General features: G+C 72.4%; 20 protein-coding genes. 8 read left to right on the forward strand and 12 right to left on the reverse strand.

The genetic code is table 11. The features are described 5' to 3' along the window. Positions 1 to 23: 23 nt before the first annotated feature. From ACWEVS_RS09110 to ACWEVS_RS09130, 5 genes are all read right to left on the reverse strand, one after another. Positions 24 to 4,145 carry a hypothetical protein gene (locus ACWEVS_RS09110; RefSeq protein ID WP_452550721.1) on the reverse strand — a complete coding sequence of 1,374 codons (4,122 nt, stop codon included), beginning with the start codon at positions 4,143 to 4,145 and terminating at the stop codon, positions 24 to 26. A gap of 205 nt (positions 4,146 to 4,350) precedes the next feature. Then, the gene (locus ACWEVS_RS09115; RefSeq protein ID WP_354913367.1) at positions 4,351 to 4,779 is read right to left on the reverse strand and encodes a hypothetical protein; all 429 of its coding nucleotides are present in this window, start codon (positions 4,777 to 4,779) and stop codon (positions 4,351 to 4,353) included. Between the two features lie 371 nt (positions 4,780 to 5,150). Next, positions 5,151 to 6,398 carry a formamidase gene (gene fmdA / locus ACWEVS_RS09120; protein WP_354913368.1) on the reverse strand — a complete coding sequence of 416 codons (1,248 nt, stop codon included), beginning with the start codon at positions 6,396 to 6,398 and terminating at the stop codon, positions 5,151 to 5,153. 87 nt (positions 6,399 to 6,485) lie between these two features. Further along, complete coding sequence (locus tag ACWEVS_RS09125) at positions 6,486 to 7,145, reverse strand: AmiS/UreI family transporter (RefSeq protein WP_449922668.1); 660 nt, start codon at positions 7,143 to 7,145, stop codon at positions 6,486 to 6,488. Positions 7,146 to 7,270: 125 nt separating this feature from the next. Further along, entirely contained in the window at positions 7,271 to 7,549 is a 279-nt protein-coding gene (locus ACWEVS_RS09130; RefSeq protein ID WP_354913371.1) for an FmdB family zinc ribbon protein, read from the reverse strand. A gap of 383 nt (positions 7,550 to 7,932) precedes the next feature. Here ACWEVS_RS09130 and ACWEVS_RS09135 point away from each other — a divergent pair, with 383 nt between their 5' ends. Further along, positions 7,933 to 8,757 (forward strand): alpha/beta fold hydrolase, encoded by an 825-nt coding sequence (locus tag ACWEVS_RS09135; protein ID WP_452550723.1) that lies wholly within the window; start codon positions 7,933 to 7,935, stop codon positions 8,755 to 8,757. A 96-nt stretch (positions 8,758 to 8,853) separates the two neighbouring features. Here ACWEVS_RS09135 and ACWEVS_RS09140 read toward each other — a convergent pair whose 3' ends face one another. Then, positions 8,854 to 9,306: an Lrp/AsnC family transcriptional regulator gene (locus ACWEVS_RS09140; RefSeq protein WP_452550724.1), complete on the reverse strand. Its 453-nt coding sequence runs from the start codon at positions 9,304 to 9,306 to the stop codon at positions 8,854 to 8,856. A 79-nt stretch (positions 9,307 to 9,385) separates the two neighbouring features. On the opposite strand from ACWEVS_RS09140, the gene ACWEVS_RS09145 reads away from it, so the two are divergent. Genes ACWEVS_RS09145 through ACWEVS_RS09160 form a run of 4 tightly spaced genes read left to right on the forward strand, consistent with a single transcriptional unit; the run spans position 9,386 to position 15,014 of the window. Beyond that, a complete protein-coding gene (locus ACWEVS_RS09145) occupies positions 9,386 to 12,655 on the forward strand; it encodes an indolepyruvate ferredoxin oxidoreductase family protein (RefSeq protein WP_452550726.1) in 3,270 nt (1,089 codons plus the stop codon). A gap of 31 nt (positions 12,656 to 12,686) precedes the next feature. Beyond that, positions 12,687 to 14,315, forward strand: a complete 1,629-nt coding sequence (locus ACWEVS_RS09150) for an alpha/beta hydrolase (protein WP_452550728.1) — start codon at positions 12,687 to 12,689, stop codon at positions 14,313 to 14,315. After that, the gene (locus ACWEVS_RS09155; RefSeq protein ID WP_452550730.1) at positions 14,312 to 14,788 is read left to right on the forward strand and encodes a hypothetical protein; all 477 of its coding nucleotides are present in this window, start codon (positions 14,312 to 14,314) and stop codon (positions 14,786 to 14,788) included. Before ACWEVS_RS09150 ends, ACWEVS_RS09155 begins: the two co-directional genes overlap by 4 nt. Positions 14,789 to 14,795: 7 nt before the next feature. After that, positions 14,796 to 15,014, forward strand: a complete 219-nt coding sequence (locus ACWEVS_RS09160) for a cold-shock protein (RefSeq protein ID WP_449922677.1) — start codon at positions 14,796 to 14,798, stop codon at positions 15,012 to 15,014. Position 15,015: 1 nt separating this feature from the next. Here the strand turns inward: ACWEVS_RS09160 and ACWEVS_RS09165 are convergent, their stop codons facing one another. Next, complete coding sequence (locus ACWEVS_RS09165; RefSeq protein ID WP_452550731.1) at positions 15,016 to 15,453, reverse strand: GNAT family N-acetyltransferase; 438 nt, start codon at positions 15,451 to 15,453, stop codon at positions 15,016 to 15,018. A gap of 94 nt (positions 15,454 to 15,547) precedes the next feature. Here ACWEVS_RS09165 and ACWEVS_RS09170 point away from each other — a divergent pair, with 94 nt between their 5' ends. Further along, positions 15,548 to 16,312, forward strand: a complete 765-nt coding sequence (locus tag ACWEVS_RS09170) for an SDR family NAD(P)-dependent oxidoreductase (protein ID WP_452550733.1) — start codon at positions 15,548 to 15,550, stop codon at positions 16,310 to 16,312. Positions 16,313 to 16,418: 106 nt separating this feature from the next. Here ACWEVS_RS09170 and ACWEVS_RS09175 read toward each other — a convergent pair whose 3' ends face one another. The 5 genes from ACWEVS_RS09175 to ACWEVS_RS09195 all read right to left on the reverse strand — a co-directional run bounded on the left by ACWEVS_RS09175 (position 16,419) and on the right by ACWEVS_RS09195 (position 21,662). After that, positions 16,419 to 17,183, reverse strand: a complete 765-nt coding sequence (locus ACWEVS_RS09175) for a hypothetical protein (RefSeq protein ID WP_449922683.1) — start codon at positions 17,181 to 17,183, stop codon at positions 16,419 to 16,421. Between the two features lie 112 nt (positions 17,184 to 17,295). Continuing rightward, the gene (locus tag ACWEVS_RS09180) at positions 17,296 to 17,955 is read right to left on the reverse strand and encodes a DNA-binding response regulator (RefSeq protein WP_452550734.1); all 660 of its coding nucleotides are present in this window, start codon (positions 17,953 to 17,955) and stop codon (positions 17,296 to 17,298) included. Beyond that, positions 17,925 to 19,046 (reverse strand): hypothetical protein, encoded by a 1,122-nt coding sequence (locus ACWEVS_RS09185; RefSeq protein WP_452550736.1) that lies wholly within the window; start codon positions 19,044 to 19,046, stop codon positions 17,925 to 17,927. Before ACWEVS_RS09185 ends, ACWEVS_RS09180 begins: the two co-directional genes overlap by 31 nt. Beyond that, on the reverse strand, positions 19,039 to 20,274 hold the full coding sequence (locus ACWEVS_RS09190; RefSeq protein WP_452550738.1) for a sensor histidine kinase: 1,236 nt from the start codon (positions 20,272 to 20,274) through the stop codon (positions 19,039 to 19,041). Before ACWEVS_RS09190 ends, ACWEVS_RS09185 begins: the two co-directional genes overlap by 8 nt. Before the next feature lie 146 nt (positions 20,275 to 20,420). Further along, entirely contained in the window at positions 20,421 to 21,662 is a 1,242-nt protein-coding gene (locus ACWEVS_RS09195; RefSeq protein ID WP_452550739.1) for an alpha/beta hydrolase family protein, read from the reverse strand. Between the two features lie 164 nt (positions 21,663 to 21,826). On the opposite strand from ACWEVS_RS09195, the gene ACWEVS_RS09200 reads away from it, so the two are divergent. After that, a complete protein-coding gene (locus tag ACWEVS_RS09200) occupies positions 21,827 to 22,990 on the forward strand; it encodes a sensor histidine kinase (RefSeq protein ID WP_452550741.1) in 1,164 nt (387 codons plus the stop codon). After that, a complete protein-coding gene (locus tag ACWEVS_RS09205; RefSeq protein ID WP_354913397.1) occupies positions 22,987 to 23,661 on the forward strand; it encodes a response regulator transcription factor in 675 nt (224 codons plus the stop codon). The genes ACWEVS_RS09200 and ACWEVS_RS09205 overlap by 4 nt, the downstream gene beginning before the upstream one ends. Positions 23,662 to 23,679 lie beyond the last annotated feature (18 nt).

Consider the following 23,679-nt stretch of genomic DNA (forward strand, 5'->3'; position numbering starts at 1 on the left):
CGCAGCCCGCCCGGACGCCCGGCCTAGTCGCAGCGGCCCGCCTCGACCGAGGAGACCTTCCACTCCGCCCCGGGGAACGGCGACATGAAGTGGGTGAGCAGGTCGATCGCGTACCCGGGCACCTGGCCGCCCGGGTCGAGCAGCGAGACCATCTGCGGCCCTTCCGCCCCGCGCAGCGTCAGCGTGTCGCCCCGCCGGACGGGCACGACGCCCGGCTTGGTGCCGACCGTCACGCACGCCAGCGGCACGCTGCCCGCCGTGATCGCCTGCCTGGAGCTGATGGGCCGCATCCGCTGGTCGTAGCGGCGCAGCCGCAGCGAGGTGGCCCTGCCCATCCGCACCCGCTCGGCGAACACGTCGGCGCCGACGCTCCGGGTGACCTTGACGTCCAGCCGGACGTCGGGCCGCAGGTCCACCCCGCGTGCCCGCAGGTCGAGCCGGTCGTAGCCGCCCTCGAACCCGGGCGAGACGAACCCGAAGGCCGCCGGCGCCGCCGCCCCGAAAGGCACCTTGCCGGGACGGATCCGCAGCCACGACATCGCGTGCACGGCGATCGTCACCTCGTCGATCCTGCTCGGACCGAGCCCGAACCGGCCGTCGAGCCGGTAGGCGAGGAAGCCGCCCGCGTACGGCACGTCCTTGCGGGCCGAGACCTTCCGCGCCGGCACGGGCTCCAGCTCCAGCCCCGTGCGGGCGCGCAGCAACCGGGTGGGCGATGGCTTGGAGGCCAGGTCGATGGACAGGTCGGGGTTGATCCTGGCGGTGGTGTCGGCGGCCAGGTCGCCGACCTCCAGGACGGTGTCGAGCACACGGCCCCGCGACGGCCGGTAGACCTTCTCGATCAGTCCCGCCTGGACGGCGAGCAGCCCGTCGAGGGTGCCGGCGTCGGCCTTGTAGGTGAGCGTGGGCAGCCGCAGGGCCGAGGCGTTGGTGTCGGCGTCGAGGCCGAAGACCGAGGGGACGTCCGTGAACCGCAGCGATCCCGTCGCCGCGCCCGACGTCACGGCCGCCTCCAGGCGCTCCACCGGGGCGGAGTTGCGCACCCGGATCCTGGTGCGGCCGCCGTACGCGCCGGTGACCGAGACCGCGGCGGGCACGGGGTCGACGAGCACCCGTCCGCGCAGCCTGCCCTGGTCGGCCTCGGCGCGAACCTCCAGGCTGCCGAGCGTGGCGGCGGGTTCGACGGCGTAGCCGGCCGTGACGGACTGCCCCTGCAGGGCGAACGGGCCGACGGTCATGCGGGTGACCGCGGACGGCAGCCCGGTGAGGGTGGCGCTGGCCCTGATCGGGACCGGGGCCAGCACGCGGCTGTCGAGGTAGAGGGCCAGTCTGCGGCCCGCTGGGTGGAAGCCGGAGAAGGTGAAGGTCTTCCTGGCCAGGTCGACGTCCACCGTGCCAGGGAGTCCCTCGAGGTCGACGTGGGCCCGCAGGCCGGGCCGCGCGGGGGTGCCGCCGTCGACGAGCGAGATCCCGCCCTTGACGTGTGGCGCGTCGGGGACGGCGGCGGCGTTGCCGAGCCACACCTGGCCGGTCAGGTTGACGGTGGAGGCGTCGTAGGTCAGCCGGCCGTTCGCGCTGGAGATCGCGATCCGGCCGGGGGCGGGGCCGAGCGTGGCCGCGGCCCCGAAGCGGTCTCCCGTGGCGGTGCGCAGGTCGGCGTCCACGGCGAGGGGACGGCGGGCGGCCTGCACGTCGGCGGTGAACCCGGTGCCGGTCGCGTTCCCTGCGAGGTCGGCCCTGCTCAGGCCGTCGAGGCGGACGCTGGCGTCGAACCTGCCGGTGCCGGCGTCGTGGTGGGCGGCCAGGTGCGGGCCGATGGGCGCGGTGGCGACGGCGTGGTTGGCGACGGCGATCGTCGCCGAGCCGATGGGGCCGGACAGCCCCCGGAAGCTCACCTGGGTGGCGGCGGGGGTGCCGGTAGCGGCCGGGGTGCTGGTGACTGCCGGGGTGGCGGTGGCCGCCGGGGTGGCGGTGACGGCCGGAGTGACGGAAGGCTGGATGCCAGGCGAGGGCGCGGTTCCAGGTGAGGGCGCGGATGCAGGTGAGGGCGCGGTGCCAGGGAGGGCCCAGGTGGCCGCCCAGCGGGCGGGTACCCCCGTGACGGTGAAACCGGCGCGCAGCTCCCCCGCCCTCGCCGACGCCACGACCGAGGCGACAGGCGCGTCGGCGGTCCACTCCAGCCGCCTGCCCACCGTGTCGGCCACCGCGGTGAGGTGCCCGCGCACCCCCTTCACGCTCGCCCGCACCACCCCCTGCGGCGCGCCCGCGTGCAGGTCGATCCGGCCGAGCCTGCCGGGGGCGGCCACCTCCACGGTCGTCGTCGGGCCGAGCGCCCACGACGCCTTGACGCGCCCTCTGACTCCGCGCACGCTCGCGTCGACGCTCAGACCCGTCTTCCGGTTGGCGTAGGCGGCGCGCAGCCGTTCGATGGTCCCGCGCGCGGTGTAGCGGGCCGTGCGGGCGCCGGGATCCAGGTCCGCGGTCACCTTCGCGGGCGTGTTGGAGATCTCCAGCCTGGCCAGGTGCGTCCCGTCGATGTCGGCCGCCCCGGTGAACGGCCTGCCGCCCGACCCCAGCTCGAGCCGGACGCGCGGCGCGGCGCCGTACGTGGCGTCGAAGCCCGCCACCCCGGCCAGCCTGCCCGAGACCCCCAGCCGGCCACCGTCCTTGATCATGGTGACATGGTCGCCGGGCAGGGCGGCGATCGCGCCCTGCCCGCGCTGGAGCAGCAGTGTCAGCTGACCCATGGGCGAGCTGGCGGTGTGGACGATCCGGTTGGCGGCGGCGTCGTGCTCGACGGTCATGGTCGCCGGGAGTCCGGTCAGGCGCGCGCTGACGACCGTCTGGTCCCTGGCGGCGTCGTAGAAGCTCAGGTCGGCGGCCTTGGCCCGGGGCGCGCCGGAGGTGACCGACAGCCCCTGGGGTGTGGCGGTGGCGCGGAACTCGCGCGGCAGCCGGGTGATCGACAGCCCGGCGGCCCTGGACAGCCTGCCGTCGCTGAACACGTAGTCGTGGAAGCTCGCCCTGGCGATGGGCGCGGTGCCGGCGAAGTGGACGGCACCGGGCCTGGTCAGCTCGGCGGTCAGCCGGGTGCCCATCCGGTCCACCGTCACCTGGGTGAACCGGCGCCGCTCCGCGACCACGAGGGCGTCGAGCTCGGCGGGCGCCGAGGCGGTGGCGGTCAGCGCGCTGCGGCCGCCGTCGAGCCTGGCGTGGGCGCTGAAGCGTTCGGTGGCAGGCGTCTGGCGCAGGCTGACCACGGCCTTGCCCTCCAGTCCCGCGATGGTGGCGGCGGAGGATCCGGGGGCGCTGCGCCGTACGGTCGCCCGCACGTCGACGCGCCCGGCCGCGAGCGCGGGCAGGTCGACGGTGAAGACGCCCCAGTCGCGGCCCGCCAGCGCGGTGCCCCTGCGGTAGCCGTCGAAGCCGACCTTCACCACCGTGCCGGAACCGACCGCGTACTCCGCCCACACCTGCGCCTTGACGGGGCCGCCGAGCTGGACGACGCCGAAGCCGATGCCGGCCCGCTCACCCTCGGCCTGCTGCGGCACCAGCGTGGCGAGCAGGTCGGGCATGCCGTCGCCGGTGACGTCCGCCTGGACGGGCGTGGCCACCGGCCGCGCGGATGAGCACGCGGCGGGCAGCGCGGCACTGGACGCGCACAGCTTGAACGTGGCCACCGGCAGCCCCTCTCCCACCACGGGGAGGCGGATCTCGGGCGGCAGCGGGAGCCTGCGGCCCTTCGGGACCGGCAGCAGGGTCAGTCCGCCCGGCTCGGCGGCGGGCAGGACGAGCTCGGGTGAGGGGGCCGGCCCCGACATCCGCTTGCCGGCCTCGGCGATCACCTGGTCGACCAGCGTAGGGCCTGCGGGGATCGTCACGGCCGGCTCGCCCGGGCCCTGGGGCCGTTCGGCTCCGGCCCCTGCCGCCAGGGAGGGCCTGCGCGCCGTCCCTGCCTGTGCCGCCGCCGGGACCCGCACCCGGGGTACCGGCTCGATCCGCGGCCTGCCGTCCTCGGCGGCGGCGCGCCATCCGGCCTCCGCCGCACCGGCCGGTGCTCGCCCGGTCACGGGTACGGCGTGCGCCGCCGTGGGCACGCCGGCGACCAGCGCGCAGACGAGCAGGACACAGGACAGCCGCGGCATGACTGGCTTTCCCCCGGATATGTGGCCGACTGATCACGAAAGGTAAGAGCCGACCATACCTGCCCACACTCCGTCAAGTCCGAATTTACTGACGGATCGGGTCAAGTCCGCGCCTGTCCACCGTGGCGCTCAGGGACCTTCGCACGCCGGGCGCAGAAGGTTCACCGCGCAGGGGTGTGCCGGGTGACGAGCCGTACCGCTCGCGTCACGGGGCGCCGGCGATGGCGCAGGCCCGGCACGGGGGACGGGCGCAGATGCACTGCATGATGGCGTCCAGCACGTCGTGATCGTGGTAGAGGCACCGATCGTTGCAGGTGTGGCGGGGCACGAAGCCCGCCTGGATCTCGTCGGGCCAGGGCTCCTCGCCCTCGCGGCAGCGGACGAACTGCTGGGGGTCGGCGGAGTGCAGCGCCTGCATGCGCTCCCTGGCCTGGCCCTCCAGCGTGCGCGCCTCGGCCACCATGACCTTGAGCTGGTCGGCGAGGTCGAAGTACCGGCCGTCGCCCGTTCGTACGTGCGCGGCTCGCAGCGCCATCACCGCGTTGCCCAGGAATCGGCTGGCGTCCTGGAGGTCCGTGGTGTGGTGCAACTGGATGCCCGTCACGCTACGGACCCACACGGCGTCATTGTTCATGAATCAACCCTTCGACGTGGCCGGCGCGTACTCGTGGCCGGGAGTTGGCTGGGGTTGCGGACTACACGCGAGAATAACCGGATTTTTGCGCATTCTTCGTACTTGGTCGGCCGGTTTGACTGTCGACAGAATGATCGCGACACACCGCGAAAGCGCCTCCGACCTGGCACGGAAGGCGCTTGACCCCGAATCACCCAGGAAACCCAAGATACCGATAAACAGACCAAAACTTTAATAAACCGGCAGGCCGGTCAATAGCCGGAAATGGCGCGATCACGGCCGCCGCGCGCTCCGTGTTGCTCCTCCTCACCGATCAAGGATCGCGCGGCGGCCGTTCCTGTCCGCGAGGGCCGTCCGGCCCTCGGTGGCGGTCAGCTCGTCACCGCGCACTGCCCGCGTTCCTTCCTGACGGGCCCCTCCGGGTTCGGACGGACGTCGAAGTCGAAGATCGCCGTGGGCAGGTAGAGCGAGCAGCAAGCGTTGGGAATGTCGACGATGCCGCTGACACGCCCCTCGATCGGCGCCGAGCCGAGGAGCAGGTAGGCCTGCTCTCCGGAGTAGCCCCACCTCTTGAGGTACTCGACGGCGTTGAGGCATGCTCTGCGGTAGGCCACCGTCGCGTCGAGGTAGTAGTTGGTGTCGGTGTCGTGGTCGACGGAGATCCCGATGAACGACAGGAACTCCGAGTAGCGAGGCTCGACGTTGCCGGGCATGAAGAGCGGGTTGGTGGTGACACCGTACTTCTCCATGCCGCCCTTGATGAGGTCGACGTGGAAGTCGATGTAACCGCCCATCTCGATCGCCCCGCAGAAGGTGATCTCGCCGTCGCCCTGACTGAAGTGCAGGTCACCTCCGGAGAGCTTCGCGTCCTTCACGTGCACGGGGTAGAAGACCCTGGCCCCGCGGGTGAAGTTCTTGATGTCGTGGTTTCCGCCGTTCTCCCGTGCCGGAACGGTGCGGGCGCCCTCGCTGGCGACCCGCTGGGCCACGTCGCCGCCCGCCGTACCGGCGATGACGTTCTCGGCCAGCGGTGGCAGGCCGAGCGGCGGGACCCGATCCGGATCGGTGTCGATGAGTGCCTGCTCCCGGCGGTTCCAGGCGGCGAGCAGCTCGGCCGATGGCGCGGTGCCGAAGAGCCCGGGGTGGGTGATGCCGGTGTAGCGGACACCTGGCAGGTGACGGGATGTGGCGACCTGTCCGTGGAAATCCCAGATCGCCTTGTAGGCGTCAGGGAAGTAGTCGGTCAGGAATCCACCGCCGTTCGCCTTGGCGAAGATGCCGGTGTACCCCCATCCCTGTCCTGGCGCGTCCCCGACCTGCTGTGGCACGGCGCCGAGGTCGAGGATGTCGACGACCAGCAGGTCGCCCGGCTCGGCGCCGTCCACCCCGATGGGTCCGCTCAGCACGTGCGCGACGGTCAGGTCGACGTCGCGTACGTCGTTGGCGGAGTCGTTGTTGCCTATCTGGGCGTCGGTCCATTCCCTGCACTCGACTCGGAACTCGTCCCCTGGACGTACCATGTCGGCCACCGGGATGTCCGGGTGCCAGCGGTTGTGCCCGGGGATCTTCTGGTCGCGCATGGACATCGATTGGTCGACGCCGAAGACGACATTGGGCATGGTGCATGCCTTCCTTGCTGATGGTGTCGGTGGAGACTCGATGGCGGCGCGGGCATCACCTCCTTCCCGGTTGCGGATCTCCTCGTCTCACGTCCAACGGGGCCGGCGCCTGCCTTCCGCGCCCAGCTGGTCGCTCGGCGTCGGCTCGGCGGGGGCGGGCTCCCGCTTGCGGGTCAGCGGCCACAGCGCGATGAAGACCACCAGGCCGAAAACGGCGAGGACGATCGCGATGACGTTGGTGTTCCGCCAGTAGCCGGTGAGGACCATGAACGCGGGGATCGCCGCCGTGACCCATCCCTCGATCGCCGTGACCCAGCCCGTGTACGTGGTGATCTGCTCGTTCTTCAGGCCCAGCAGCACGAAGAAGAGGAACCACAGGTACGACCAGTAGAGCCAGATGACGCCGAACGCCGGATCACCGAGGAGCTGGAAGTTCGCCCACGAGTACCCGAGCGCCATGATGGCCACGAACAGCGAGAAGTAGCCGACTCCAGTCGAGTCGAACCCGCCGAGCAGGTTGATCCCGACGTAGAGGTAGGTGAAACCGAAGAGATAGATCCCCGACGCGCCGAGGATCGTCAACGCGTCCCCACCGCTGGTGATGATCAGCACCGTGGGCGTTATCACCTGCAGCGTCCCGACGAAGAGGTTGAAGACGCCTGCCGCGCGCGGTTCCACCTTCTTCAGGAGCATCAGTCCGTTGATGAAGAGCACCGCGCCGACGTAGAGCAGTCCGACGGCTCCCATGAGCGACGCACCTCCTGGTGTTGTGGTGTGGCGGCATCACCCACGCCGGACGGCCCGGTGGGTGCCGCCGTGTTCGTACGCGCGCGTGAGCGGTTCACGCACGCGTGTCCGCGTTGATTCCGTTGTCAGGGCCGGGGCAGGCGCGACAGCGCGGGGTGCGGCGGCGACCTGCGCCGCCGCGCCGGTGGCACGCTCGTGACGACCTCGGGCGCCTCCTGGCTGCGTTCCTCGCTGGCGCGCGCGGCGGCCACGGCCGGGGCGACCCGGCTGAGGTACGGCGAGGAGAAGACCCGTTGGGCAGGGCGTTGACAGGTGGGGCAGTCGCACGTCGTCGTGGCGGTGCCTATCGGCAGCCGCACCTCGAATCGCCCGCAATCGGCGCAGCGGTACTCGTAGATTGCCATAGGCATCCTCCGCCAGAGATCAAGCTCGCACTTCTCCGGCCTTCGGCACCGCAGACCCGTCGCCGGTCCACGGCGATCTAGGCATACTTCAGGCAACCTCTTCCTCAACGCCATGTCAATCCGGCGGTAAGGGCGGCTCGGCGCGCTGTTTTGAGGGGGAAAGCGGAGAACTGTAACTCAACCGCCGCGCATGCCGGTGGGATGTAGCCAGGTTTTTAACGCGACGCCGACTGCTCTTCCGATGACGCGTGAGGATTTGCCGGACGTTTGACGGATCCGGCCCGGTCGTCGCGGCAGTCCGGCGCCCCGGAGACCGCGCGGTCGCCGGGCCCGGCCAACGAGAGGCCCTTGACAAAAAAATTTGTCGGTGAGAAGCTCCTCGCATGACGAAGACAGAGACCTTGCAGGTGCCCGGCGCGCAGCTCTACTACGAGGTGCAGGGCTCGGGCCCGATCCTGCTGATGATCCCCGGCGGCCCCGCGGACGCGGGCATCTTCTCGGCCATCGCCGCCCCGCTCGCCGACCGCTACACGGTCGTCTCCTACGACCCGCGCGGCAACTCGCGCAGCGTTCCCGACGACCCCACCCTCGACCAGGACGTCGACGTCCACGGCGACGACGCGGCGGCGCTGCTCACCGCGCTCGGCGGCGCGCCCGCGTACGTGCTCGGCAGCAGCGGCGGCGCCCAGATCGCCCTCAACCTGGCCGCCAGGCACCCCTCGCTGGTCCACACGCTGGTCGCGCACGAGCCGCCGTGCGTCGCGCTGCTGCCCGACGCCGACACGGTCACCGCGGGAATGCTCGAGGTCGAGGCGGCCTACCACCGCGAGGGGGTGCCGGCGGGCATGAAGCGGTTCGAGGAGCTCATCGGCATGGGCGAGAACGCCCCCACCCCGCCGCAGGAGCCGCCGACGCCCGAGCAGATGGAGATGTTCGGCAGGATGGGCGGCAACCTCGCCTTCTTCCTGGCGCACGGGGTCAGGCCGCTGAGCCGCTTCCGGCCCGACGTGGAGACGCTGCGGGCCGGCCGGCCCAGGATCGTGGTCGGCATCGGCGAGACCACCGACGGGCAGCTGGCCCGCCGTACGGCGATCGCGCTGGCCGAGGCCCTGGGCGTCGAGCCGGTGGTCTTCCCCGGCGACCACGCCGGGTTCACCACGGCGGCCGGGCCGTTCGCCGCCAGGCTGGACGAGGTGCTGCGCGGCTGAGATGGACCGAACGCACGATCGGAGGAGGCCAGGCCGGCGCCGTTCCCCGTGCCGCCTGGCCCCGCCGCTCGCAGCCCCTCGTCCCCCGCGGGGGCGTCACAGCGGGAGCGAACCGCCCGGTTTGAGCGCCTTCATCGCGATCTGCGAGGTGAGCTTGTCGAGCCCGGGCAGCCGACCGAGTTTCTCCAGGCACAGGCGGCTGTAGGCGTCCATGTCGGCCACCGCGACCCTTAGCACGTAGTCGGGCCGCCCGAACATGCGCAGGCACTCGACGACGTCCTCCACCTCCATCACCGCGGACTCGAAGGCCGTGACGGTCTCGGCGTCCTGACCCTCCAGCTCGACGTAGGCCAGGACCTGGAAGCCGCGCCCGACCGACGGCGGGTCCACCACCGCGCGGTAGCCGGAGATCACCCCGCTGTCCTCCAGGTTGCGCACCCGGCGCAGGCAGGGCGACGGCGTCAGCCGTACCCGGTCGGCCAACTCGATGTTGCTGAGCCGACCGTCCTCCTGCAGGAGGCGAAGAATTGCGCGATCCGTAGCATCCATGACCACAGATGCTAACCGCGGCGTAAACCACCGCAAGTATTGACATCACCTGCCGCGATCCTTGAAATAATCTCACGGCATGACGAGCGACGCCTTCATGAGTGGGACGCAGGCGCTGGTGCGGCTGATCGAGGACCAGCTGGCCGCGGACCGCAGGGCGGGCCTGGACACCGGCGCCATGGTCTCCGGCTACCCGGGATCGCCCCTGGGCGGCTTCGACCAGGAGCTGGCCAGGACCAAGCCGGAGGGCGTGGTCCACCGTCCCGGCCAGAACGAGGAGCTGGGCGCCACCGCGGTGTGGGGCAGCCAGCTGGTCCCCTCCCTGCCCGACCCGCGCAAGACGGGCGTCCTGGGCGTCTGGTACGGCAAGGCCCCCGGCGTCGACCGCGCGGCCGACGCCCTCCGGCACGGCAACTTCGTCGGCGCGCACCCCGAGGGCGGGCTGATCGCGCTCTGCGGCGACGACCCGACCTGCAAGTCCTCCACCCTGCCCAGCGCCACCGAGAGCACGCTGGCCGCCCTCGGCATGCCGGTGATCTTCCCCGGCACCGTCCAGGAGCTGCTCGACCTCGGCAGGCACGCGATCGCCGCGTCCCGGGCGAGCGGCCTGTGGGTGGCGATCAAGGCGGTGGCCAACGTGGTGGACGCCACCGCGACCGTCGACCTCGATCCCGACCGGGTCAAGCCCGTCATGCCGGAGGTGATGTGGCAGGGCAGGCCGTACCGGCACACGCCCGACGCCACGCTGCTCACGCCGTACTCGCTGGACATGGAGCGCACCCTGGTCGGGCCGCGCCTGGAGCTGGCTCGCGCCTACGCCCGCGCCAACGGCCTCAACCAGATCACCTGCGCCGCGCCGGGCGCCACGATCGGCGTCGTCGCCGCCGGCACCGCCTACTACGACGTGCGCGAGGCGTGCAGGAAGCTCGGCCTCACCGACGAGATCCGGCTGCTGAAGATCGGCATGCTGTGGCCGCTGGAACCGGAGATCGTGCGGGAGTTCGCCGAGGGCCTGTCGGAGATCATCGTCGTCGAGGAGAAGGCGCCGCTGCTGGAGGGCCTGGTCAAGGACGTGCTGTACGGCACGCCCGACGCGCCCGCCGTCACCGGCAAGGCGGTCGTCCCGCACCACGGCGGCGTCGACGCCGACCTGGTCGCCCGCGTGCTGGCCGACCGGCTGTCCATCGACCTGCCGCGCCCGCGCGAGCCGCTCAAGCTGCTCGGGCCCACCCGCACGCCGTTCTTCTGCTCCGGGTGCCCGCACAACCGCTCCACCGCCGTTCCCGAGGGCTCGGTCGTGGCGGCGGGCATCGGCTGCCACACCATGGTCGTGCTCAACCCCGAGGGCAAGGGCCGGCTCGCCGGGCTCACCCAGATGGGCGGCGAGGGCGCGCAGTGGATCGGGCAGGCCCCGTTCACCGGCACCCGGCACATCTTCCAGAACCTCGGCGACGGCACCTTCCACCACTCCGGCTCGCTGGCCGTCAGGGCGGCGGTCGGCGCCGGCGTCAACATCACCTACAAGATCCTCTACAACAGCGCGGTCGCCATGACCGGCGGACAGACGATCACACCGGCGCTGTCGGTGGCGTCGCTGACCCACTGGCTGGAGCTGGAGGGTGTGCGCAAGGTGATCGTCACGAGCGACGATCCGTCCCGCTACCAGGGCGTACGGCTGTCGCCGATCGCCTCGCTGCGCGACCGTGCCGAGCTCGAACAGGCGCAGCGTGAGCTGGCCGCCGTCGAGGGCGTCACCGTGCTGGTCCACGACCAGCAGTGCGCGGCGGAGAAGCGCCGGCTGCGCAAGAAGGGCGAGCTGCCCGACCCGGTGAAGCGGGTGGCGATCAACCAGCGGGTGTGCGAAGGGTGCGGCGACTGCGGGCAGAAGTCGGAGTGCCTGTCGGTGCTGCCGGTCGAGACGGAGTACGGCCGCAAGACCGAGATCCACCAGTCCTCCTGCAACAAGGACTACTCGTGCGTCGAGGGTGACTGCCCCTCGTTCCTGACGATCATTCCGGGCGCCAAGAAGCGCACGACCGTCCCCACTCCCCCCGACCTGCCCCTGCCGGACATCCACCCCAAGGACACCACGATCCGGCTGGTCGGCATCGGCGGCACCGGCGTGGTGTCGGTCGCCCGGCTGCTCGGCAAGGCCGCCCTGATGGACGGGCGCCAGTCGCGCGGCCTCGACCAGACCGGACTGGCGCAGAAGGGCGGCACCGTCGTCTCCGACCTCCGCCTGTTCGACGGCGAGGAGGACAGGTCGGGCCAGGCCACCGCCGCCTCCGTCGACGCCTACCTGGCGCTCGACGTGATCGGCGCGACCGACCCCAGGCACCTTCGCACCGCCTCCCCCACGCGCACGGTCGCGGTGGTCTCCACGCACCTGTCGCCCACCGGCGGCATGGTCGTCGACCCGTCCACGCACGTCACCGACCTCGGGCCGCAGCTGACCGCGCTGGAGGCGCGCACCCGCTCGGTCGTGGCGCTCAACGCCGAACGCCTCGCGCAGACGCTGTTCGGCGACCACATGCAGGCCAACACGATCGTGCTGGGCGCGGCCTGGCAGCTCGGCCTCATCCCGCTGTCGCTGGCGTCGATGGAGAAGGCCCTCGGCAGGTCCGCGACGGCCTTCCACTGGGGCCGCGCGGTCATCGCCGCGCCGTCGGCGGTGGACGCCCTCTTCCCCGCCCCGGTCCCGGCCGCGCCGTCGGCGGAGGTGCTGCGGCGAATCGCCTTCGCCGGCGAGGGCAGCGAGCTGCACCGGCTGCTGGCCGTACGGGTGCCCGACCTGGTCGCCTACCAGAACCCCCGCTACGCGCAGCGCTACCTGGCGGCCGTGCGCCAGGTGCACGCCCTGGCGCCCGCCGCGGTCACCGAGGCCTACGCCACGCACCTGTACAAGCTGATGGCCTACAAGGACGAGTACGAGGTCGCCCGCCTCCACCTCGACCCGGCCGAGCGGGCCAGGATCGCCGCAGAGTTCGGCCCCGGCACCCGCGTGGCCTACAACCTGCACCCGCCGGTGCTGCGCGCGCTCGGGCTCAAGCGCAAGCTCACCCTCGGCCCGTGGTTCGACCCCGCCTTCAAGGCCCTGTACGGCATGCGGAAGCTGCGCGGCACCAAGCTCGACCCGTTCGGCCTGGGCGAGGTGCGCAGCACCGAGCGGAGCCTCGCCGAGGAGTACACCGGCGACCTGCTGCGCGCCCTGTCGTCGGGCCTGCCGGAGGAGAAGGTGCTCCAGCTGGCCGAGCTGCCCGACGTGATCCGCGGCTACGAGCACGTCAAGCTGCGCGGGGTGGCCGACTACCGCGCCCGGGCGGCCGCATTGCTGGAATCCGCGAGCTGATCCGGTAGCCGCCCGGCTACTCTGTGTGGCCATGGTGGGCTTTCAGCATGCCGTACGGCACGCCGCCGAGGTCGCCGGGATCCTCGACGAGCCCGCACGGGCCCTGGCGGCCCAGGCCTGGGTCGGCGGCGGCGCGCCCGCGTTCGCCGCCGACCTCGCCAGGCAGCGCGCCGCCCTCGTGGCGGCGCTGGAGTCGGCCCTGCGCAGGATCGCGGCAGAAGGCGACGCCGTCCCCTCCCCCAGCCGGCCCGCCACCGCGGTGAGCGCCGTCCACGGCTCGTTCGCCGGAGTCGAGCCCGCCCAGCTCCGCCGCCTGATCACCGGCCTGATCATCGCGGCCGACGAGCTGCCGCGCGCCGCGGCCGGCCTCGGCGCCCCCGAGGTCGCCGCCATCGGCGCGTGGGCGGCCGCCCAGGCCGGCGACCTGCGCCGCCGCCTCGCCCTCATCCTGCGCGACGGCGGCGAGCTCGCGCCCGCGCCCCTGGTCGCCTTCGGCCTGTACGGCGGGCACGCCCCCTCCACCGCCACCGGCCTGCTGAACGGTGCCGCCGCGGGCGACACCGCCGCCCTCGCCCGGCTGCTCGACCTGCAGCGGCAGGCGGCCGACCCGACGCTCGCGGCCCGGGTGAGCGCGTGGTGGCGCATGCTCGACACCACGGCCCGCGACCAGGTGCTCAAGGCGCTGCCCGCCGCCGGGTTCCTCGACGGGCTGCCCGTGACCGTCCGCGACCGGGCCAACAGGGCGCTGCTGGCCACCGAGAAGGCCAGGCTCGCCGCGCTGCTCACCACCGTCCCGCCCGACCCGCACCTCGCGCTCACGTGGCCGGCCGTCCTCGACCGGGTGATGCGCGAACTCGACCACGTGAAGGTCATCGAGCAGGGCCTGGCCCAGGGCGGCAGGAACGGCCGGCCGCCGGCCTACCTGCTGTCCTTCGACGTCCGCTCCCTCGGGGAGGCCGCGATCTCCTTCGGCGACCCCGACACGGCGGACCGCGTGGTGACGTACGTGCCCGGCATGAACACCAGGCTCGCCTCCTTCCACGAGGACCTGAACCGGGCCGCGGTGCTGTGGGACCAGGCGCACTACTTCGCGCCCGGCCCGAAGATCGCCTCCATCGCCTGGCTGGGCTACCGGGCACCACAGATCGACTGGCAGCTGACCGTCCCCGGCCGGAGCGTGGCGACGGACGGCGCCGCCGACACGGGCGCTCGCGCGCTGGCGTCACTCGTGGACGGGCTGCGAGCCAGCCACGACCCTTCGGGAAAGGCGAAACTCACGATGCTGGGGCACAGCTACGGGTCACTGGTGACCGGCAAGGCGGCCCTCCTGCGGCACGGGCGGTTCGCCGACGAACTGGTCTTCGTCGGCAGCCCCGGGGTGGGGGTACGGCGGGCGGAGGAACTGGGGGTCGGTCCTGGGAGGGTGTGGGCGGGAGAGGCTGCGGGAGACCCGGTGGCGGACCTGGCGCGCTTCGGAAACGACCCAGGAGACGACAGCTTCGGCGCCCGCCGGTTCTACGTCGAAGACGGCCCCTTCTACCTGACCTTCAAAGCCCACTCCGACTACTGGAACCCGGATTCCAGCTCTCTCAAGAACCTCGCTCGCATCGTCGCGGGACAAGAGCACGAGGTCACCACGCGCCCAGGAAATCACCGATGAAGCGGATCATCGCAGTCCTCGTCATCGCCCTGACCGCATGCTCGGAGATTCAGACCATGAACCAACCCTCCGTGACCGAGGCCCAGGCCGTCGCCCGTGTCGAGCAACTCATCCGGGCAACCGTCGCCGTCATCCAACCGGAGCCGAAACTGGACCTCTTCCTCCCGAGCTTGAACAATGCGCGCTGTGTGGGGGCCACAGACGGCGGCTCGGCGGAGCGCATCATGGTCAACCGCCGGTACTACCTTCGTGGCATCCCCAAGGAGCGGTTCGTCGACGTCGCGAACCAAGTGAAAGCCCACTGGCAAGAACAAGGCCACGTCGTCACCCACGTGAACGGGCTCGAGACCAAAGAACCTGACGTCTCTGGACGAAGCCGTCCCGACGACTTCATCCTTTCCCTGTCGTGGACCCAGGGCGACGTCCTCGGTATCGGCGTCACCTCGACGTGCATCTGGCCCGACGTGGAATGATCTCTGCATGACCCGAGGCACCGTCAAGTTCTGGAAGCCGGAGAAAGGCTGGGGCGCGATCTCCTCGCCCGACCTCCCGCCGGGCAAGGACGCCTTCGCCCACTTCAGCGACATCGTCGGCGCAGGCTACCGCGTGCTCCACGCCGGCGACCCCGTCGAGTTCGACCTGGTCGAACGCAGCCAGGACAGCTTCGACTTCTGCGCCACCAACGTCCGCAAGCTCTGACCTACCGCCCCACGTCCTTCCCGTAGCTCCTGCTGGCCGGCTCGTCGGCGTACTTCCCGTATGCCGGGATCCGCGCGTACCCGGAGCTCTCGTACAGCGCGATCGCCTCCGGCTGCCTGATGCCGGTGGTCAGGCGGATGCGCGCGTACCCGGCGTCCGCGGCCATGGACTCCAGCGCCTTGAGCCGCGCCCTGGCCGCTCCGAGCCCTCGGTGGGAGGGCCGCATGTACATGCGCTTCACCTCGGCCGTCACCGCGTCGACCGGCTGGAGGGCTCCGCACGCCACCGCCGTGCCGTCGGCGACCGCGATCAGGAAGCGGGCCGCCGGGTCCACGCCTGACCGTCCTTCGGGTCCGTAGCGGGCGACGAGTTCGGCGAAGGCGGCTTCCAGGAGGGACCGGAGTTCACCGTCGCCGGGTGCGCGTTCCTCGATCAGCACCCACGCAGCCTATGACGGTCCGCGAAGGAGAGGTCATCGCGGAAGCCAAGGCGTACCTAGTGCACTGGTCGGACCAGTGGGTAGGGTGACGGTCATGGACTACGAGCAGTTGTTCCGGCTGGACGGGCGGCGGGCGGTTGTCATCGGCGCGGGGAGCGGCATCGGCAGGGAGTCCGCCCTGGCCCTGGCCGCGCACGGGGCCGAGGTGGTGTGCGCCGACCGCGACCTGCCCTCCGCCGAGGAGACCGCGGGCCTGTGCGGCGGCACGGCCGTCCCGCTCGACGTCCTGGACGGCCCGGCGGTGCGCGCCGCCGCCGCGCAGCTCGGCGCGGTGGACGTGCTGGTCTTCACCGCCGCCACGAACGTCCGCAAGCGGTTGCTCGACTACTCCGCCGAGGAGTTCGAGCGGGTGGTCGATCTCAACCTGCGGGCCTCGTTCGAGGTGGTCCGCGCGTTCGGCGCCGGCATGGTGGAGCGCCGCGGGGGCTCGATCGTCGGCTTCGCCTCCATCAGGGCGTCGGTGACCGAGCCGGGCCAGGGCGTCTACTCGGCGACGAAGGCGGGCCTGGTGCAGCTGCTGAGGACGGCCGCCGCCGAGTTCGGCCCGTACGGCGTGCGCGTCAACGCGGTGGCCCCCGGCGTGGTGGAGACGCCGCTCACCCGCCAGATCAAGGACAACCCGTCCTGGTACGACGCCTATGCCGCCAAGTCCGCGCTGGGCCGGTGGGCGCAGGCTCCCGAGATGGCGGGGGCGGTCGTCTACCTGGCCTCCGACGCGGCGAGCTTCGTCACGGGCTCGGTGCTCTACGTCGACGGCGGCTGGACCGCGGTCGACGGCCGGTTCGACCCGCCGAACTGACCCGCCCGAGGCCGCGGCCCCGTGCCCACCGGCCCCCACCTCCGCGAAACGCGCCAAACCCGGTGGAGCGGGCGTGGGCCGCGCCTGGCGGCCCACGCCTGCCCGGTTACCGGGTGGACCAGAGCGGCTTGTTGTCCTTGGTGTAGATCACGACGTTGCCCTCGTTCTGGACCGCGAGGTAGGCGCCGGGGTTGCCCGCGGTCTTGGTGGTCCACACCGCCTGGTTGGCGGCGTTGTAGATCACCAGGTTCCCTTCCTTCTGCATGACGGCGCGAGAGCCCGCCTGGTCCGCCGTCGGCGTGGTCCAGAGCGGCTTGTTCGCCCGGTTGTAGAGGACGAGGTTGCCCTCCTTCTGCATGATCAGCCGGTACTCGCCGTTGCGCGACTGGACACCCTGCCCGGCCTTGAGCGTGTGGCCGGAGGGCAGCGAGCCGAGGTAGCCCTGCCTCGACCACAGAGCCTGGTTGGCGGCGGAGTAGATGACGAGGTTGCCGTCATTCTGCACCGCGAGGTACGCGCCGGGATTGCCGGCCGTGTTGGTGCTCCACAGCGGCTTGTTCGTGTCGCTGTAGATCACCAGGTTGCCCTCGCGCTGCATCGTCGCGTACGCCGGGGCGCCCGCGGTGGGGCTCGACCACAGGGCCTCGTTGCCCGGGCCGTACAGGACGAGGTTGCCCTGGGTCTGCTGGATCAGCTTGTACTCGCCGTTGGCCGACTTCACGGTCTGGTTCGGCTTGAGCGTCTCCCCCGCGGTCAGCTTGTTGTCGGCCGGGTCGGCCCAGGCGGCAGGCGACAGCGAGACCCCCATGACCGCCGTCAGCAGGGCGCCCGCCCCCAGACCACCCAGTACCGCTCGCTTGAGTGAAGCCATCGACAACACCGTCTCCGTATCTTCTCGTTATGGCGTGGCCCCACACCCTAGGAAAAGGTGATCTTCGCGGGTGACGGTCGTTCGACCCGCAATGCGTTACGCGCCCGTCCGATCACAGATCGTCGATGCCGATGAGGCCGTCCTGCAGGGCGCGCGCGACGAGGGTCGCCTTGGTCCTGGCCTCCCTGCCCACGCTCGCGTACTTGATCCGCACGCGGTCCAGGTAGGAGCTGACCGTGCGCGGCGTGATGCCCAGCCGTTCGGCGACGAGTTCTTTCGACTCGCACTGGAACCATTCGATCAGCACCTCCTGCTCGCGCTGGGACAGCTGCGGCCGGTCGGGCCGGGTGTTCACGCCGAACGCCCCGGCCAGCGCCGGCGGCGTGTACGGCCGGCCGTGGGCGGCCGCGACCGTGGCCGCGACCAGGTGCTCCTTGCCCTCGGCCTTGGTCAGGAACGTGAACGCGCCGATGTCCAGGCAGGTGAGCGCGGTGTTCTCGTCCTCCCGCATGGTGTAGACGATGACCTGCCTGCCGTCGTCGACGAGTCGTCTCAGGTCGGCGTAGGCGGGCTGCGGCCCCGACAGTTGCAGGTCGAGCACGACGACCGCGGCGGAGTCGCCCGGCGGTGTCCAGGCGACCTGCGCGCAGGCCCCGGCCGCGACCACGTCGATGGGCGGGCTCGCCGCGGCGAACCAGGCCTCCGTCCCGGCCAGCGCCACCGGATGGTCGTCGACCAGCGTCACCGTGATTGCCAGACCGTCTCCACCCATGCTCGATCCTCCGTCACCATGTGATGAACCTTCACTCGCCCGGGCCGGCGGGCCAGGTGCGTGTGGTCCTGTGCGTCGCCGACCGCGCTGACCCGGACCTGGTCGGACGCGCGGACCAGGGTGACCCGGGCGTCGGAGGCGACCGCGGCCAGCATGGCCGACACCGGCTCGATCAGTTCGCGCCTGACCTCCTTCGGCGGCGTCCTGGGCACGCCCCGGGCGGCGAACCGCACCGCCACCCCGCGACGCTCGGCCACCTCGATCACCGCCTGCAGCTCGTGCATCAGCGGGTCGGGCACGTCGTCGCTCTCGGCGAACATCCGGCGCATCCTGGCCGCCTCGTGCGCGCTGCGGCGCCGGACGTCCGGATGGGCAGGGTCGAGCGAGCCGTACCCGAGCCCGGCCAGCAGCGGGACCAGCGTGGGAAGCAGCGCCGCGTACCGCCGCTGGTGATCGCGGTGCCGGTGCTCCGCCGTCTCCTCCTCCGTCCGGATCCGTTCCTCCTCCGCCGCGGCCTCCCGCGCCCGGACGGAGATCCGCTGGACGCCGTGGGCCAGCAGCCCGAGCGCCAGCTGGAAGCCGTAGACCGACACCGCGGCCACGGCCATCGCCGCCCATGCCCTGAGGTCGGGCATCCCGGGTGCCACCATCTTGACCACGGTCATGACGAGGGTCGCGCCGAGGAAGGCGGCCAGCAAGCGCAGGCGCAGGTCGAACAACAGCAGCACGCCGTGCCAGCCGGCCAGCCCGAAGTACCAGTCGGCCGGTTCCAGGTGGCTGCCCGGCGGTGCCGACCCGGCCGCCGCGGCGACGGCCAGCAGCGCCAGGCACACCCCGGCCACCCGGGCGCGGCGCGGGATGCGCCCGCCGCAGGCGAGGAAAGCCGCGGAGCCGGCGGCCACCACAGCGAACAGCGCGAACGCCACGACCTGCGGCCACAGCGGAGCGTAGCGGGAGCTGTTCCGCAGGAGCTCGGGCAGGGAGAGGCTGAACTGCACGGTCACCGCGACCGCCAGCACGGAGATCCGCACGCCGCGCAGCAGCCGATCTCCGATCTGGGCGGCGAGCCGGTCGGCGTTCTCGTCAGTCATCGCCTTCCACCGGCCACATCCAGCGCAGCGTGGTCCCGTACCCGACCCGCGAGGCCACCGTCGCCCGGCCGCCGACGCCGGCCATCCGCCCCGCGATCGAACCGGACAGGCCACGCCGATGCGGTCCCACGTCGTCGGGTACGAAGCCGCGGCCGCGGTCGCGCACCTCGACGACCACCCTGCCCCGTTCGTCGAGCCCGGCTCGCAACGACGCCTCGGCGACGCCCGCGTGCCTGGCCACGTTGGTCAGGGCCTCCCTGACGCCATGGAAGATCGCGAGGGCGGGCGCCGCGGGCAGCGGCGGCATGGCGTCGATCGCCTCGTGGACCCGTACGCCGTCGTGGCGTGCCGCGGTGGCGAGAAGAGCGGCCAGCTCGACGTGGCCGGCGTCCGTGCCGGGGACGCCGGCGATCGCCTCCAGATCGTGGCGTGCCCGCTCGGCCACCCCCGCCCGGCCGTGCCCTTCGGCGACCATCAGCAGGGTCGTGCTCGCCGTGTCGTGCAGTGTCGCCACGTACTCGCGCTCGGCCGCCCGCCTGGCCGCCGCGACGGCGGCCCGCCTGCGGCGGGCGGCGATCCGCTCGCCGAGCCGGTCCGCCGCCCGCGCCTGTGACCGGACCAGCAGGTACGACAGCCGGGACAGGGCGATCTCGACCAGCACCCGCAGGCCCGGCAACACCGCCGGCGCCCATGCGCCGGACTGCGCGGCATAGCCGGCGACGTTGGCGCCCAGCCCGAGCAGGGTCAGCCCGATGCCGACGAGCGGCCTGTCCGGCCACTCGTACGACGAGGTCACAGCGGCGATGGAGATCAGCGCCAACGCCCACCCGCCCGCGTACCCCGGGCCGGCCACCACCTGACCTGCGCCGATCACGACGAGCGCCACCGCGTCCATCGCGACGAGGCCCCCGATCCGCCCCGTGGTGCGGCGACCGAGGGTGACCAGGCGGACGGCGGACCAGCCGAGCACGACCGCCATCACCGCGAGCGCGGCCGGCCGGCGTTCGACCGGCACCTCGAGGACCCCGAACACCGCGCAGGCCGCGCTCACCGCCGAGCGCAGCCACACCGCGTACCGGACCGCCGTCCGGTTGAGCTCCCGCTCGGCCGGACCCGCCTTGCCGGTCGGTGACTGATCGACGCGCCCCGGCTTCCCGCCCAGGCGCGGCGCCTGCCGGACCCCGATGCGACGGCACCCCCACTTCTCACGACATGTCCGAGCTATCACCCATACCGGGGGCACCCTACCGACACCTCAGCCGCGCCGCGTCCGGAACAAGCAGGTGGCCGGTACCCGCCCCCGGCCGGACACGGCGAACGACGGACGCGCGCCCGCGGGTCCGGCCGGAGATCCGGCGGTGGAGCCCAGGCGGCTCAGGGGATGAGGGAGACCTCGGGGTAGCGGGCGTCGGGGGCGTCGAAGAGCCTGGTGGGCTTCTTGTTCAGGTGCAGGTCGAAGAAGGCCGCGACGTAGGCGCGCTGGGCCGACACGGACCGGCGGGGGTCGATCGTGCCGACGAAGTCGGCGACGGGCACCTGGGGCAGCTTCGCCGCGATCTGCGGCATCATCACCTGCAGGTCGGTGAACGAGCCGTGGGCCGCGCCCGCGAAGCGCAGCTCCCGCTTCCAGCCGGTGGTGGCCGCCCAGAAGGACTTCCAGCTCGGTTCGCTCGCCCGGGTGTGCGCCTCGGCCGCGAGCTGCAGGAACGGCTTGGCGACGCCGGTCTTGGCCACCCCTCCGACGTAGCCGCCGTCGAGGTTGACGCCCGCGACCACGCGCCGGTCGTCGTGGACGAGTTGCGCGGCCACCGACCCGCCGAGGGACTGGCCGAGCATTCCCACCCGGGACAGGTCGGGGGCGCCGCTCAGCCCGGCGGGCAGTTGCCCGCCCTCCTCGCCGAAGCCGCGGCCCTCTCCCAGCGCGGCGATCTGGTCCAGGACGAAGCGCATGTCCGCGATACGGGCCTGCGAGTGCTGCGCGAGCAGCTTGGCGATGACGCGCGGAGTCAGCTTGCTGGGCAGGGGCAGAGCGCGCACGACCCGCCCGCCGGGGAACTCCACCTGGTCGGCCTCGTAGGTGTGGTCCACGGTGACGACCAGGTAGCCGCGCGCGGCCAGGTCCTGCACCAAGGAGGTGCCGAGGGTCCGCGGGCCCCCGTCGCCGGGGCCGAAGACCACGACGGGAAGCCTGCCGGCCCGGCGGTCCACCGGCGCGCCGACGCGGGCGTGGGTGGGGGTGGCGGCCCAGTCCACCTTGCCCGCCGCGATGCCCATGGGCGGCGCGGAATGACGGTCCCAGTCAGCCGCGGCCAAGGGCGCCATCTGGGGAGCGACGGGCAGGGACCCGCCGTCCTTCGCCGGGTACCACAGGCTGACCATCAGCTCCCGGTAGGGCTTCGACCTGACGAGGGGGTCGTGACGCGAGCGGTCCACCAGTCGCACGGCGATGGTGCCGACGGGATTCGGCTCGGTCGGCGCGGGCAGGGTCATCGTGATCCGCTGCGCGGCCTGCTCCTGCCGGGTCGGGACGGCCGAGGCGGCGTGGATGCTGGTGGGTGCGATGGCCGCGGCCATCGCCAGCGCGGCGACGCCTGCGGCCTTGGTGATGAAGGGCATGTGAGCCTCCTGACGAGATGAGTGCCACGAGGCTGGCAGCGGGGCGCGGCGCCGAGCTAGCGGCGTACGGCTGATCCACATCTACGACTTCTGGTTGAGGTGCCCGGATGTTCCTCCTTGAGGAGGATGGGGAGTGAATCCCCAGGACAACTAGGGTGAGCGGCATGAAACGCGCCGATCGTCCCGTGGCCTGCCTCGCAGCGCTCACTCGATGGTCGTCCGTGCCTGCCGACGCCCTGCTGGCGGCCGTGATCTTTCTTGCCACGCTCGGGCCCGGCCAGGTCCTGACACGCGGCCAGCCGTGGTCGCTGCTGCTTCAGGTGGCCCTGGTGACGCCCCTGGCGTGGCGACGACGCGCGCCGCTGGCGACGTTCGGCGCGATCACCGCCGCGGCCGCGATCCAATGGGCCGCCGACGTGCAGCTTCCCGCCGACGCCGCGCTGCTGGTCGCCCTCTACACGGTCGGCGCCTACTGTCCCTGGCGGCAGGCGCTGGCGGCCGGGCTCACGCTGGAGGCGGGGGTGCTGCTGGCCGCGGCACGGTGGGCGCCGCCCGGTCAGTTCCCGTTCACGGTGGCCGCGCTGACCGCGATGGCCGCCGCCGCCCTCACCACGGGCCTGTGGACGCGCGCCCGGCGGGCGTACGTCTCGTCGCTGGAGCATGACCGCGAGCAGCGGGCGCGGCTGGCCGTGGCCGACGAGCGCGCCCGGATGACGCGCGACATGCACGACATCGTCACCCACAACCTGTCGGTCATGGTGGCGCTGGCCGACAGCGCGGCGTACATCCGGCACCGCGCCCCGGACCGGGCGGCCGCCGCCATGGAGCAGATCGCCGATACCGGGCGGCAGGCCCTGGCCGACATGCGGCGCTCCCTCGGCTCCGGCGAGCAGGGCGAGTCCGGCGAGCTGCTCCATCCGGCTCCCGGGATCGCCCAGCTCGGTCCGCTCGCCGAGAGGATGCGCGCGGCCGGGCTGCCGACCCGCCTGGAGGTGACCGGTGACCCCGCGGCGGTCCCCGCCGCCGCCCAGCTCACCGTCTACCGGCTGGCCCAGGAGGCCCTGACCAACACGCTCAGGCACGCCCCCGGCGCGACGGCCGAGGTCCGGGTCCACCTGACGCCGCGGCGCGCCGACGTGGAGGTCACCGACGACGGCCGCGCCGGGCGGACGCCGGAAGGCGCGCCAGGGCGGGGCCTGGCCGGCATGCGCGAGCGCGTCGCCGCCTACGGCGGTACCCTCCATGCCGGTCCCCTGCGTGACGGGGGCTGGCGGGTCGCGGCGAGCCTCGACCTCGCCGCGGACCTGGCGGGGAAGGGCACGGCGTGACGATCCGGCTGTTGATCGCCGACGATGAGTCGTTGCTGCGCATGGCCTTCCGCATGGTGTTCGAGGCCGAGCCGGACATGGAGGTGGCGGGCGAGGCGGGTGACGGCGACGAAGCCGCCCGGATGACCCGGCTGCTACGCCCCGATGTCGTGCTGATGGACGTCCGCATGCCCGGCGTCGACGGGATCGAGGCCACCCGCCGGATCGTCAGGGACTCCCCGCGCTCACGCGTGCTCATCCTGACCACCTTCGACCTGGACGAGTACGCCTTCGCCGGGCTGAAGGCCGGCGCCTCGGGCTTCCTGCCGAAGAACACCCGGCCCGAGGAACTGCTGGCCGCGATCCGCAACGTGGCGGCGGGCGACGCGGCGGTCTCCCCGCGGATCACCCGGCGCCTGCTGGAGAAGTTCGCCCCCCAGCTCGCGCCGGGCGCCCCCGAGCGGGACGAGCGGCTGGGGCTGCTCACCTCCCGCGAGCACGAGGTGCTCATCCAGGTGGCGCGCGGGCTGTCCAACGCCGAGGTCGCCACGGCGATGCACCTGGCCGAGGCCACCGTGAAGACGCACCTCAGCCGGGTCCTGCTGAAGCTGGGGCTCAGGGACCGCGCACAGGTCGTGGTCTTCGCCTACGAGAGCGGCCTCGTCCGCCCCGCCAGACCCCACGACGCCTGACACGGCCCGACGAGCGGG

This window comes from Nonomuraea sp. NPDC003754, from assembly GCF_053605785.1.